10 protein-coding genes and 1 other RNA gene are annotated in these 13,712 nt (G+C 69.9%); all 11 read left to right on the top strand.

Annotated elements, in window-relative coordinates; translation table 11 throughout:
* Positions 1 to 67 precede the first annotated feature (67 nt).
* An RNA gene (gene ffs / locus ACLF6J_RS13255) (signal recognition particle sRNA small type) lies at positions 68 to 164 on the top strand.
* 62 nt (positions 165 to 226) lie between these two features.
* Positions 227 to 835: a rhomboid family intramembrane serine protease gene (locus ACLF6J_RS13250; RefSeq protein ID WP_047522167.1), complete on the top strand. Its 609-nt coding sequence runs from the start codon at positions 227 to 229 to the stop codon at positions 833 to 835.
* A complete protein-coding gene (locus tag ACLF6J_RS13245; RefSeq protein ID WP_166804655.1) occupies positions 832 to 1,530 on the top strand; it encodes a hypothetical protein in 699 nt (232 codons plus the stop codon). Before ACLF6J_RS13250 ends, ACLF6J_RS13245 begins: the two co-directional genes overlap by 4 nt.
* 64 nt (positions 1,531 to 1,594) lie before the next feature.
* On the top strand, positions 1,595 to 3,712 hold the full coding sequence (gene pta, locus ACLF6J_RS13240; RefSeq protein WP_134352009.1) for a phosphate acetyltransferase: 2,118 nt from the start codon (positions 1,595 to 1,597) through the stop codon (positions 3,710 to 3,712).
* Complete coding sequence (locus ACLF6J_RS13235) at positions 3,709 to 4,929, top strand: acetate/propionate family kinase (protein WP_134352007.1); 1,221 nt, start codon at positions 3,709 to 3,711, stop codon at positions 4,927 to 4,929. Before pta ends, ACLF6J_RS13235 begins: the two co-directional genes overlap by 4 nt.
* Before the next feature lie 100 nt (positions 4,930 to 5,029).
* Positions 5,030 to 5,788, top strand: coding sequence for an HAD-IA family hydrolase (locus ACLF6J_RS13230; protein WP_134352005.1), 759 nt, complete (start codon positions 5,030 to 5,032; stop codon positions 5,786 to 5,788).
* Complete coding sequence (locus ACLF6J_RS13225) at positions 5,785 to 8,292, top strand: glycoside hydrolase family 65 protein (protein WP_131491393.1); 2,508 nt, start codon at positions 5,785 to 5,787, stop codon at positions 8,290 to 8,292. Before ACLF6J_RS13230 ends, ACLF6J_RS13225 begins: the two co-directional genes overlap by 4 nt.
* A 187-nt stretch (positions 8,293 to 8,479) precedes the next feature.
* The gene (locus ACLF6J_RS13220; RefSeq protein WP_134352003.1) at positions 8,480 to 10,741 is read left to right on the top strand and encodes a DNA polymerase III subunit gamma and tau; all 2,262 of its coding nucleotides are present in this window, start codon (positions 8,480 to 8,482) and stop codon (positions 10,739 to 10,741) included.
* Positions 10,741 to 11,334 (top strand): recombination mediator RecR, encoded by a 594-nt coding sequence (gene recR, locus ACLF6J_RS13215; RefSeq protein WP_047521806.1) that lies wholly within the window; start codon positions 10,741 to 10,743, stop codon positions 11,332 to 11,334. The genes ACLF6J_RS13220 and recR overlap by 1 nt, the downstream gene beginning before the upstream one ends.
* Positions 11,331 to 12,248, top strand: coding sequence for a DMT family transporter (locus ACLF6J_RS13210; RefSeq protein WP_134352001.1), 918 nt, complete (start codon positions 11,331 to 11,333; stop codon positions 12,246 to 12,248). The genes recR and ACLF6J_RS13210 overlap by 4 nt, the downstream gene beginning before the upstream one ends.
* A gap of 113 nt (positions 12,249 to 12,361) precedes the next feature.
* Positions 12,362 to 13,642 (top strand): aspartate kinase, encoded by a 1,281-nt coding sequence (locus ACLF6J_RS13205; protein WP_047521813.1) that lies wholly within the window; start codon positions 12,362 to 12,364, stop codon positions 13,640 to 13,642.
* The last annotated feature ends 70 nt before the right edge of the window (positions 13,643 to 13,712 follow it).

The raw sequence follows: 13,712 nt of genomic DNA, 5'->3' as shown, positions 1-13,712 counted from the left end.
TACCCACCCGGTCCGTCGAGCGCTCGAGCGGTGTCGTCGCACCCCACGTGCTCGGGTTAGGATGGTTGACGGCTCTCCGCGTGACAGCATCCAGGCCAATTCCCCCAGGGCGGAAACGCAGCAAGGGTAACCGGGCTCTGCTGGGTGCGCGGAGAGTCTTTTTCATGTGCGGGCGCCCTGTCGTGACGCCCACTCGAACGTCAGCTGCACCTGAGACAATCGTCCGGTGACCGTCTCCCCGCCTCCGAAGGCGCAGCATCCGCTCGGCCGATTCGCCTCGCCGGTGCTGCTCCTCGTCGCGATGTGGATCGTGCAGTTCGCCGATGCGGTCCTTCCGGGGTCGTTCACCGGTTTCGGCCTGAGGTCCTGGGATGTCTCGGGTCTGGGCGGCATCGTGCTCGGTCCGCTCCTGCATGCGAACTGGCAGCACCTCATCGCGAACTCCGTACCCTTCCTGGTGCTCGGATGCCTGGTCGCCGTCGAAGGTGCCCGTAGGTTCTGGGCCGTCACAGCCATCGTCGCGATCGTGGGCGGCATCGGGACCTGGGTCGTGAACGCTCCGGGGACGCTGACGGTCGGCGCCTCCGGGCTCGTGTTCGGCTACTTCGGCTACGTCGTGATGCGGGTGTTCGCCCCCGGACGCGTCGCCCACCGCATCCTCTACGCCGTGATCGCTCTGGTCGTGATCGCGCTGTACGGCGGCTCGATGGTGGCCGGAGTGTTCGGTGCCGCAGAGGGCATCTCCTGGCAGGGGCACCTGTTCGGCGCGATCGGCGGGGGTGTGGCTGCGTTCGCCGGTCGCCCCCGCACGGCGCGCGGCAGCGTGGCGACATGACCCCGGGGCGCACGGCGTCCCGGCCGAAAGGTCGAGCGGCGACGAAGAAGACCGCGAAGAGCCGCAGGAGCGCGACGCGGCGACGCAAGACCGGCGCGCGCAGACGTGCCGCGATCCGGGCGCGCCGGAGGAAGATCCTGCAACGGGTGCTGCTCTCCGCAGCGGCGGTCATCGTCCTCGGGGGACTGCTCGCGCTGATCCCGCTGGGACTCGCCCGCGATCCCGCCCCGATCTGCCTCGACGAACCCCGGACGTTCCCGGAGGCGGGCATCCGCGGCTGGGGCGGGGAACAGCTCGACAATGCCGCGACGATCATCCGGACGGCGGGCGACCTCGGGTTCCGCCGCGACGGGCAGATCCTCGGGGTGATGACGGCGATGGGCGAGAGCAGCCTGCGCAACATCGACTACGGCGACTGGGAGACGAGCGGGTTCACCAACCCCGACGGATCGCGCACGACCAGCATCGGGCTCTTCCAGCAGCAGGAGTGGTGGGGGAGCGTCGAGCAGCGTATGGATCCGCAGACCGCGGCGACGCTGTTCTACGACCGGCTGGGCCGCCTGCCCGGATGGCAGGAGCTGGAGCCCTCGCACGCGATCCACCGGGTGCAGATCAACACCGATCGCGACTACTACGCGCGCTTCCAGGAAGATGCCGCCGCCGTCGTCGACGCACTGTCCGGTCCGTGCGAGTGAGACCCCGCGTTTCTCCCGGTGGTTTCCCCGGCGGCTTCCCGAACGCCGCGCCTAAGCTGGGCTCGTGGCGCGGAGCATCTACATCACCTCGGCCGAAGGTCATACCGGCAAGTCGACGATCGCCCTCGGGGCGCTCGACGCCCTGATGCGCGTCTCGCCGCGGGTGGGGGTGTTCCGCCCGATCGCGCGGTCCACGACCGAGCGCGACGAGATCCTCGAACTGCTGCTCGCCCACGACGGCGTACACCTCGACTACGAGGACTGCATCGGCGTGACGTACGACGATGTGCGCTCCGACCCGGAGAGCGCGCTGTCGACGATCGTCGCGCGGTTCAAGTCCGTCGAGGCGCAGTGCGATTCCGTCGTCGTCATCGGCAGCGACTACACGGATGTCGCGAGCCCCGCCGAGCTCGGGTTCAACGCGCGGATCGCCGCCAACCTCGGTGTCCCCGTGCTGCTCGTGCTCAGCGGTCGCGATCAGCAGCGCCAGGCCGAACAGCTCGGCACCACGACCGCCCGTGAGGCCGCGGCGATCGGACAGATCGCCGCACTCGCGCTGTCCGAGCTCTCCGAGGAGCGTGCGGAGTTGTTCGCCGTCGCGGTGAACCGTGCCGACCCCGATGCGCTGGATGCCGTCATCGACGCGGTCCACGCCGTGCTCCCCGAGGACCGCACGCCGGTGTGGGCGATCCCCGAGGACCGTGCGCTCGTGGCCCCGTCGATCCGTGACATCCTCGCCGCCGTCGACGGCACGCTGTTCACGGGCGACGAGGACCGGTTGACCAGGGAGGCGCTGACGATCGTCGTCGCCGGCATGTCGATGGTCAACGTGCTGCCCCGGCTCACCGAGGAGGCGGTCGTGGTGATCCCGGCCGACCGCACCGAGGTGCTGCTGGCCGCCCTGCTCGCCGATGCGTCCGGCACCTTCCCCCGCATCGCCGGCATCATCCTGAACGGCCCGTTCCCTCTTCCCGAGCAGATCGTGCGCCTGCTCGACGGCTTCGCGTCGTCGGTGCCGATCATCACGACCGATCTGGGCACCTACGACACCGCCGTGCGTGTGATGAGCACCCGCGGGCGCCTCTCCGTGGATTCGCGCAGCCGCTACGACCGCGCGCTCGGCCTGTTCCAGGCGCACGTCGACATCGTGGAGCTGACCGAGCAGCTCGGGCTCGCCGAGGCACACGTGGTGACCCCGCTGATGTTCCAGTACGGCCTCATCGAGCGTGCACGCGCACATCGGCGTCGCATCGTCCTGCCCGAGGGCGACGACGACCGCATCCTGCGGGCCGCGGCGACGCTTCTCGCGAGGGAGGTCGCGGATCTGACGATCCTCGGCGACGAGGCGGCCGTCCGTGCCCGCGCCGTCGAGCTGGGCATCGACATCGCGGCGGCCCAGGTGCTGAGCCCCACCGACCCTGAACTTGTCGAGAGGTTCGCCGCCGAGTACGCACGGCTGCGGGCGCACAAGGGCATCACCCTCGCCCAAGCGGCGGACACGGTGACCGACGTGTCGTACTTCGGCACGATGATGGTGCATCTCGGTCTGGCCGACGGCATGGTCTCCGGCGCGGCGCACACCACGGCGCACACGATCCGTCCGTCGTTCGAGATCATCAAGACCAAGCCGGGCGTGAACGTGGTCTCCAGCGTGTTCCTCATGGCGCTCGCCGATCGCGTGCTCGTCTACGGAGACTGCGCGGTGATCCCCGATCCGACGAGCGCGCAGCTCGCGGACATCGCGATCTCCTCCGCCGAGACCGCCCGCCGGTTCGGCATCGATCCGCGCGTGGCCATGCTGTCGTACTCGACCGGGGAGTCCGGCTCCGGGGCCGACGTCGACAAGGTGCGCGCCGCGACCGCGCTCGTCCGCGAGCGTGCCCCCGAGCTCCCGGTCGAAGGGCCGATCCAGTACGACGCGGCGGCGGATGCGGCGGTGGCCAAGGCCAAGCTCCCGGACTCGGCGGTCGCCGGGCGGGCGACCGTGTTCGTGTTCCCCGACCTCAACACCGGCAACAACACGTACAAGGCCGTACAGCGCTCAGCAGGAGCCGTCGCCATCGGACCGGTGCTCCAGGGGCTCAACAAGCCCATCAACGACCTGTCCCGCGGCGCGCTCGTCGATGACATCGTCAACACGGTCGCGATCACGGCGATCCAGGCGCAGGGAGATGAGGCATGAGCGCGATCCTGGTGATCAACAGCGGGTCGTCGTCGCTGAAGTACAGCCTGATCGACATCGAACAGGAGGACCTGCTCGCGAGCGGACTGATCGAGCGCATCGGGCAGGAGTCCAGTCCCGTGGCGCACACCGTCCGCCCCGCCGTGGACGCCGACGCCGTGCCGACGATGCTCGACGCGACGTACCGCAGCGAGCAGCCGATCGCCGACCACGCCGCCGCCTTCGAGGTGATGCGGGAGCAGTTCGCCGCGCACGGGCCCTCGCTCGACGAGCGTCGCCCCGTCGCGGTCGGACACCGCGTGGTCCACGGCGGCGCGCGCTTCTACGCCCCGACCCTGATCGACGCCGACGTGGAGCGTGAGATCGACGAGCTCGCGGTGCTCGCCCCCCTGCACAACCCCGCGAACCTCGCCGGGATCCGGGCCGCACGCGCCGTGTTCGATCAGGTTCCGCACGTGGCCGTGTTCGACACCGCGTTCCATCAGACCCTTCCGCCCGCCGCGTACACCTATGCGATCGACGCAGCGCTCGCCGCCGAGCACCGGGTGCGGCGATACGGCTTCCACGGCACGAGTCACCAGTACGTGAGCGAGGCGGCGGCGGCGTTCCTCGGGCGCGACCTCGCCGAGCTCCGGCAGCTCGTCTTCCACCTCGGCAACGGCGCCTCCGTGACCGCGATCGAGGGCGGGCGCTCGGTGGAGACGTCGATGGGGCTCACCCCGCTCGAGGGCCTGGTGATGGGCACGCGGTCGGGAGACATCGATCCGGCGGCCCTCGTCCACCTCTCCCGCCGTGCCGGGTACTCGATCGACGACCTCGACTCGCTGCTCAACACCCGCAGCGGTCTCGCCGGACTCGCCGGCCGCAGCGACATGCGCGACATCCTCGCCGGTGTGGACGCCGGAGACGAGTCCGCCGTGCTCGCCTTCGACGTGTACGTGCACCGCCTGCGGGCTTACGCCGGGGCGTACATCGCACAGCTCGGGGGAGTGGACGTCATCTCGTTCACGGCCGGTGTGGGCGAGAACGCCGCGCCGGTGCGGGCCGCTGCGCTGGCGACGCTCGGTTTCGCGGGCGTCGAGATCGATCCGGCGAGGAACGAGGCTCGTGAGCGCGGCATCCGCCGGATCTCCACGGACGCCTCCGCGGTGACGGTGCTCGTCGTGCCGACCGATGAGGAACTGCAGATCGCCAGGCAGACGGCCGAGCTCCTCTGATCCGCTCGCGGGGGTTACCCCGTGACGTGATGCCGCATTACGCTTGAGCGGTGGCACGGAGAGGTGCCGGCCCGCTGATCGCCCTTCTCCTGGAGGCTCTGTGCCAGACGCACTGCCCGACCTGTTCCACGCCGACGGCGTGCTCTTCGACCTCGACGGCGTCCTCACCCCGACCGCCGAGGTCCACATGCGCGCCTGGCAGGCCGTGTTCGACGATGTGTTCGCCCGGTGGAGCATCACCCCGCCGTACACGGATGCCGATTACTACGACTACGTCGACGGCAAGAAGCGCTACGACGGCGTCGCGAGCCTGCTGCGCAGCCGCAACGTCGAAGTCCCCTGGGGACACGTCGACGACGACCCCTCCGCCGAGACGATCTGCGGCATCGGCAACCGCAAGAACGCCGCCTTCGCGGCGTCTCTGCGCGCGCAGGGCATCGTTGCGTACCCGGGGTCGCTCGCGCTCGTCGGGAGCCTGCGTGACGCCGGAATCCCGCTCGGGGTCGTGTCGAGCTCGAAGAACGCCGAGGAGGTGCTGGCCGCCGCCGGCATCCGCTCCCTCTTCCGGGTCGTGGTCGACGGCGTCGTGGCGGAGCGCGATGGTCTCGCCTCCAAGCCGGCCGCCGACATGTTCGCCGCCGGCGCCGCGGCCCTCGGGGTCGACCCGAGCCGCTCCGTCGCCGTCGAGGATGCCACCTCCGGTGCCGCCTCCGCCTCCGCAGCCGGCTACCGCACCGTGATCGGCGTCGATCGCGGGGCTGGTGCCGACGCCCTGCGAGCCGCCGGCGCCACGATCGTCGTCGACGATCTCGCCGTCTTCGTCCCCGCCACCCGCACCGACATCCCGGAGACCGCATGATCGACCGCGACCGCTTCCCCGTCGACGCGTGGCGTCTGATCGACACGCACTACTCGGAGGAGGGCGTCAGCGAGACGCTGTTCTCCGTGGGCAACGGCTACCTCGGCCTCCGCGGCAACCACATCGAAGGTCGGGGTGCCCAGGAGCACGGGACCTTCATCAACGGACTGCACGAGACCTGGACGATCCGGCACGCCGAGCAGGCCTATGGATTCGCGGAAGTCGGGCAGACGATCGTCAACGCCCCCGACGCGAAGGTCATGCGTGTGTACGTCGACGACGAGCCGATCTCGCTCGACGACGCCGACGTGCGCGAGTACCGGCGCACCCTCGACATGCGCACCGGTGTCCTGGAGCGCCTGGTGGTGTGGGAGACCCCGTCGGGCAAGCGCGTGCGCATGCGTGACGAGCGCATCGTGAGTTTCGAGGAGCGCCACCTCGCCGTCCTCCGGCTCGAGGTCGTCGTCGAGAACGCCGATGCCCCGGTCACGATCAGCTGCCAGTTGCTGAACCGCCAGGACGGAGCCGGTGTGTACGCCGGGACGCCGATCGGCACGAAGGCGGCCGCTTTCGACCCGCGCAAGGCCGAGAAGATCGCCGACCGCGTGCTGGAGCCGGCCGAGCACTGGCAGGACGGACTGCGTTCGGCGCTGTCGTACCGGGTCGCAGACTCCGGGATGACCGTCGCCGTGGTCGCCGACCACATCGTCGAGACCGAGAACGAGTACAACGCACGCACGCTCGTCGAGCCCGACATCGCGAAGAACGTGTTCCGCGTGCAGGCCAAGGCCGGCGTCCCGATCACGGTCACGAAGCTCGTCAGCTACCACACCTCACGCGGGGTGCCGCCGCGGGAACTCGTCGACCGCTGCCGTCGTTCGCTCGACCGTGCGGCGGATGAGGGCGTCGAGACGGTGTTCCGGCGTCAGCGGGAGTGGCTCGACGCGTTCTGGGAGCGCAGCGACGTGCAGATCGGCGGGCGCGACGACCTGCAGCAGGCCACTCGCTGGTGCCTGTTCCAACTCGCGCAGGCATCGGCGCGCGCCGACGGCGCCGGGGTCCCCGCCAAGGGCGTCTCCGGGTCGGGGTACAGCGGTCACTACTTCTGGGACACGGAGATCTACGTGCTCCCATTCCTGACCTACACGACGCCGCGGTGGGCGTACAACGCGTTGCGCGCCCGCGCGGGCATGCTCCCCGCTGCGCGTCGTCGTGCGGCACAGCTCAACGAGGCGGGAGCGCTCTTCCCCTGGCGCACCATCAACGGCGAGGAAGCCTCCGCCTATTACGCCGCCGGCACCGCGCAGTACCACATCAACGCCGACATCAGCTTCGCGCTGGGCAAGTACGTGCGGGCCACGGGGGACGAGGAGTTCCTGCGGCGTGAGGGCGCCGACATCGCGATCGAGACCGCACGGCTGTGGGCGACCCTCGGGTTCTGGCGCGCCTCGCGTCTGGTGGACGAGGTGGACACCGGGGACGGCATCGAGACCTTCCACATCCACGGCGTCACGGGCCCGGACGAGTACACGACGGTCGTCAACGACAACCTGTACACGAACGTGATGGCGCGCTACAACCTCCGCTATGCGGCCAAGGTGGTGCGCGAGATCAAGGAGAGCCACCCGGAGGACTACGTCAAGCTCGTCGACCGTACGGGGCTCGGTCCCGGTGAGGCCGAGGCGTGGGAGCGGGCGGCGTCGGCGATGTTCATCCCGTACAGCGAGGGGCTCGGCATCCATCCGCAGGACTCGCTCTTCCTCGAGCGCGAGGTCTGGGATCTCGCCAACACCCCCTCCGAGCAGCGGCCGCTGCTGCTGCACTTCCACCCCCTGGTGATCTACCGGTTCCAGGTGCTCAAGCAGGCGGACGTCGTGCTCGCGCTGTTCCTGCAGGGCAACCACTTCACGCCCGAGGAGAAGAAGGCCGACTTCGACTACTACGACCCGCTGACCACGGGCGACTCCACCCTGTCGGCGGTCGTGCAGTCGATCATGGCCGCCGAGGTGGGCTACCAGGACCTCGCCAGGAAGTACTTCGAGCAGTCGCTGTTCGTCGACCTGCACGATCTGCACCACAACGCCGCGGATGGTGTGCACGTGGCCTCCGCCGGTGGGGTGTGGACCGCGCTGGTGTGCGGCTTCGGCGGCATGCGCGACTACGCGGGCGACCTCAGCTTCGATCCGCGGCTTCCGGTGGACTGGCCCTCCCTCTCGTTCCCGCTGCAGTGGCAGGGGTCCACGATGCAGGTGACCGTGACCAGGGACGAGCTCCGCGTGGAGGTGCGCAGTGGTCCGCCGGTGCCGTTCAGCGTGCGCGACACCGCCTACTTCGCCACCGCGGAGGATGCGGCCGTCGTGCCCCTCGCTGATCAGGGGCCGATGCTCCCGGGGCGTCCGACCCTGAGGCAGTTCGCCGATGCACGACGCGAGGACGGCACGCGCATGTCGGCATCCGTTCCGGTGATCACGACCGCGGTCCCGGTGATCGAACCGATCGACTGACCCTCCCTCCTCCTCTCCTTTCTCCTTTGTGCCGAGACCCCCGCTGGTCGTCGGCGCCCCCGCTGGCGCGCGCCGAAGCGAGGGGGCGCGGACGCTCAGCGGGGGTCTCAGCGGCGTGTGTGGACGGATCGGGCCGGGATGCCGGTCTCCCGAAGCGAAGGTCGGTGGCACGCCGTAGGCTGTTGAGGTGACCACAGCCCTCTACCGCCGCTACCGACCCGAGACCTTCGGCGAGATGATCGGGCAGTCCCAGGTGACCGATCCGCTGATGACGGCTCTGCGCGGCGATCGAGTCGGCCATGCGTACCTGTTCTCCGGTCCTCGCGGCTGTGGCAAGACGACCTCTGCCCGCATCCTCGCGCGCTGCCTGAACTGCGCTGAGGGGCCGACCGATGTTCCCTGCGGCGTGTGCCCGAGCTGCGTCGAGCTGTCGCGTGCCGGCGGAGGATCCCTCGACGTCGTCGAGATCGACGCGGCGAGCCACAACGGTGTCGACGACGCACGAGATCTGCGTGAACGGGCGACGTTTGCCCCCAGCCGCGACCGGTACAAGATCTTCATCCTCGACGAGGCGCACATGGTGACGCCGCAGGGCTTCAACGCGCTGCTCAAGCTCGTCGAAGAACCGCCGGAGCACGTCAAGTTCATCTTCGCGACCACCGAGCCCGAGAAGGTCCTCGGCACGATCCGCTCCCGCACGCATCACTACCCGTTCCGGCTCGTGCCGCCCGCCGCCATGCTCGAATACGTGGCCAAGCTGTGCGCCGAAGAGGGCGTGATCGTCGAACAGGGCGTCCTCCCGCTCGTGGTCCGCGCCGGTGGTGGCTCGCCTCGAGACACGCTGTCGCTGCTCGACCAGCTGATCGCCGGATCCGACGCCCCGGCCGACTCCGAGACGGTGACGGTGGGATACGCGCGTGCCGTGTCGCTGCTCGGCTATACACATGCCGCCCTCCTCGACGAGATCGTCGACGCGCTCGCCGCAGGAGACGCGGCCGCCGCCTTCCCGGCGATCGACCGTGTGGTGCAGACGGGTCAGGATCCGCGCCGCTTCGTCGACGACCTGCTCGAACGCCTGCGAGACCTCATCGTCATCGCGGCGGTCGGAGCCGGCGCCTCGGCGGTCCTCCGCGGCATCGCCGAAGACGATCTGGAGCGCATGCGTGCCCAGGCGGCCACCTTCGGGTCGGCGCGGCTCTCGCGCACGGCCGATGTGGTCAGCGCCGCCCTCGACGACATGTCGGGTGCGACCTCTCCGCGCCTTCACCTCGAACTCATGGTGGCTCGCGTGCTCGCCGCTGCGGCGGAGGCGTCGACGTCGGATCCGGCCCCCGCGGCCGCGCCCGAGCGTGCGGCCGCACCGGCCCGCTCGACTCCCGCGGCTGTCTCGACTCCTACGGCTGTCTCGACTCCTGCCGCCGTCTCGACCCCCGCGCCTGCCACGGGCTCCCCGGCTGCTGCCCCGGTGGCGACGCCGGCCGCTACCCCCGCTGTTGCGCAGACCGCCCCCGCCGAGGAGCCGGCCGCCGCGCGCACCGAGAACGAAGCGCCGAGCCCCGCACCCGCACCCGAGGCAGCACCCGCACCCGAGGCGGCACCCGCACCGGAGCCCGCCGTCGCGCAGGGTCCCGTCACCCTCGAACGCATCACCGCCTCGTGGCCCGCCGTGCTGACCCGGCTCGAGAGCATCAGCCGCACGTCCTGGTTGCTGGCGACCGCGGTGCAACCGCTCGCCTACGCCACCGATACCGAGGTCCTGACGCTCGGCTTCACGAGCCAGCATGATGTCGCGAAGTTCAAGGGCACCACTCCGGGCTCCGGACCCTCGGACCATCTGCGGTCGGCGATCGAGAGCGAGCTGGGCGTGCGGGTCAAGTACCTTCCTGCACCGATGCCCACCGGAGGAGCTCCGCGGCAGTCCGCGGCGTCCGGCCCGTCGGCACCCGCCGATCCTGCTCCCGCATCGGAGCCTGCGTCAGCGGGGTCGTCCCGTCCGCAGGTCCGCAGCGCGTCGGCCTCCACCGTGACGGAGTGGGCCGTCGCGCCGATCCCGTCCGCCGTGGAGCAGCCGAGCGTGCCGACCGCAGCCGCCGCTCCGCTTCCGGTCGACGACGAGCCCGAAGAGATCGAAGCGGCGGCATCCGCACCCCTGCCGCCGTCCGACGGTGCTGTCGATCGCGACGCACCGCCGCTTCCCGGTGATGACGAGGCCCCGGCATATGACGATGAGCCGCCCTACGACCCGTCGTACGAACCGCCGGTGGCGCGCCAGGCTCCGCCCGAACGGTCGGCACCGGCGCAGCGCACGGCGACAGCCCCTCCGGTCGTCATCGAGCGCGCTCCCACTGCCGGGGGAGTGCAGCGCTACGGTGAGGCCGTGATCCGCCAGGTGCTCGGCGCGACGTTCCTGCGCGAAGAGCCCTACGAGCCCCCGACGAGGTTCTCCTGATGTATGACGGCATCGTTCAGGAGCTGATCGACGAGTTCGGTCGGCTCCCCGGCATCGGCCCGAAGTCCGCACAGCGGATCGCGTTCCACATCCTCCAGACGCCGACGTTCGACGTCGCGCGTCTCGCCGAGCTGTTGAGCGAGATCCGACTCCGCGTGCGGTTCTGTGAGATCTGCGGCAACGTGGCCGAGCAGGAGCGATGCGGGATCTGCCGTGATCCGCGTCGCAGCCAGGCGCTGATCTGCGTGGTCGAAGACGCGAAGGATGTCGCCGCGATCGAGCGCACCCGGGAGTTCCGCGGGCTCTATCACGTCCTCGGCGGGGCCATCAGCCCCATCGCCGGCATCGGTCCCGACGACCTCCGGATCGCGCAGCTCATGACGCGTCTCGCCGATGGCACGGTGCAGGAGGTGATCCTCGCCACCAACCCGAACCTCGAGGGGGAGGCGACGGCGAGCTACCTGAGCCGACTGCTGACCACCATGCAGATCACCGTGTCCCGTCTCGCCTCCGGCCTGCCCGTCGGCGGCGACCTGGAATACGCCGACGAGGTCACGCTCGGGCGCGCGTTCGAGGGCCGGCGCGTCCTGTGACGCCGAGCGCGGGTATCTCGCGTCGCGGCTGGCTGCTCTTCGGGGCCATGGCCCTGCTGTGGGGCGTGCCGTACCTGTTCATCAGTGTCGCGGTCGAGTCGATCTCCCCGCCGGCGATCGTGGCCGGACGCACGCTGATCGCCGCGGTGCTGCTGCTGCCGTTCGCGATCCGGAGCGGCGCGCTGCGGGCCGCTCTGAAGCACTGGCCCTGGGTCCTCGCCTTCGGCGCGGTCGAGATGGCGGGTCCCTTCCTCCTGCTCGGCCATGCCGAGATGACGCTGACCTCCGGGATGACCGGGCTGCTGGTGGCAACGGTGCCGCTGTTCGCCGCTCTGATCGCTCTCGGCGGGGGCGACCGCGGGGTGCTCCGGCCCGCCCGCGCAATCGGCCTGCTCGTCGGATTCCTCGGTGTCGCCGTCGTGGTCGCGGGCCCGGGACTCTTCGGGGGCGAAGTGAGCCTTCTCGCTGCGGGGGAGGTGCTCCTGGTGGCCGTGCTGTACGCAACGGCTCCCTTCATCGTCGCTCGCAAGCTCAACGCCGTCCCGTCTCTGGGCACCATCACGCTGTCGCTGCTCATGATCGGGATCTTCTACCTCCCGATCGGCCTGCTCACGCAGCATCAGGTGCCCACGCTGCCGTCGATCGGGGCGCTGCTCGCGCTGGCCGTGATCTGCACGGCGGTGGCGTTCCTCGCGTTCTTCGCGCTCATCCGCGAAGTGGGGCCGGTACGCGCTCCGCTGTTCACGTACGTCAACCCGGTGGTCGCGATCGTCCTCGGGGCGATCGTCCTCGCCGAACCGTTGACGCCGGGTCTGCTCCTCGGGTTCCCGCTGATCATCGTCGGGTGCTGGTTCGCCGCCACGGGCGGTCGCCTGCGCCCCGTGTCTGCGCAGGCGCTCCCACCGACGCTCTGATCGTCGAGGCGCCGTTCCTCGCCGTCGGAAGCGATGACACATGCGCAGCAGGGCATACGCGCCGATCATAGAATGAGCGTGGGCGGATCCGCCCGACATCCCAGGGAGTGATCGTGGCCCTCATCGTGCAGAAGTACGGCGGCTCGTCCGTCGCCGACGCAGAGAGCATCAAGCGCGTCGCCAAGCGCATCGTCGACACGCGTCGTGCCGGTCATGACGTGGTCGTGGCGGTCAGCGCCATGGGTGACACGACCGATGAGCTGTTGGAGCTCGCGGACGAGGTCGCCCCGATCCCCGCACCGCGTGAGCTCGACATGCTGCTCTCCAGCGGAGAACGCATCTCGATGGCGCTGCTGGCCATGGCGATCCACTCGATGGGATTCGAGGCGCGGTCGTTCACCGGCAGCCAGGCGGGCATGATCACGGACTCCCAGCACGGTGCCGCACGCATCGTCGACGTGACGCCGATTCGTCTGCGCGAAGCCCTCGATGAGGGGGCGATCGTGATCGTCGCCGGGTTCCAGGGCTTCAACCGCGACACCAGGGACATCACGACGCTCGGCCGTGGAGGATCCGACACCACGGCCGTCGCTCTCGCCGCCGCGCTCGACGCCGACGTGTGCGAGATCTACAGTGACGTGGACGGCATCTTCACCGCGGACCCGCGCGTCATCCCGAAGGCGCAGAAGCTCGATCACGTCTCCAGCGAGGAGATGCTCGAGCTGGCCGCCAACGGCGCCAAGGTGCTGTACATCCGCGCCGTCGAGTACGCACGCCGTCACGGCGTCCTCATTCATGCTCGGTCGACCTTCTCGTCGGCCGAGGGCACATACGTTCTGGGCGAGGGCATGAAGAACCCGCGCGAAGCCGAGGGAGCAGTCATGGAAGAACCGATCGTCGCCGGTGTCGCCACCGACTTCAGCCAGGCCAAGATCACGGTCGCGGGCGTGCCCGACGTGCCGGGCAAGGCCGCGGAGATCTTCAAGATCGTCGCGAAGTCGGGCGCGAACGTCGACATGATCGTGCAGAACGTCTCTGCGACCGGACGCACCGACATCTCCTTCACGGTTCCCAAGGCGGATGCGGCGGCTGCGCTCAAGGCGCTCGCCGGCGATCAGACCGAAGTCGGGTTCCAGAACCTGATCCACGACGATCAGATCGGCAAGCTCTCGGTCGTCGGCGCGGGAATGCGCACGCACTCGGGGGTCTCGGCGACCCTCTTCGAGGCGCTGTCGGCCGGCGGCATCAACATCGAAATGATCTCCACCTCCGAGATCCGCATCTCGGTGGTGCTGCGCGACACCGACCTGACCGAGGCAGCGCGGACGGTGCACACCGCCTACGGACTCGACGGCGACGCCGAAGCCACGGTCCACGCCGGCACCGGCCGCTGATCTCTGCCGATCGTCGCCGTTTTCCTGACACAGGTGAGTGCTCTCGGAGCGCAGAGCCGACGGTCCGTCG

Origin of the sequence: Microbacterium sp. IO18 (assembly GCF_049099505.1) — a bacterium.
Taxonomy (GTDB): Bacteria; Actinomycetota; Actinomycetes; order Actinomycetales; family Microbacteriaceae; genus Microbacterium; species Microbacterium aurugineum.
This window is presented reverse-complemented; position numbering and strand designations above follow the sequence as displayed.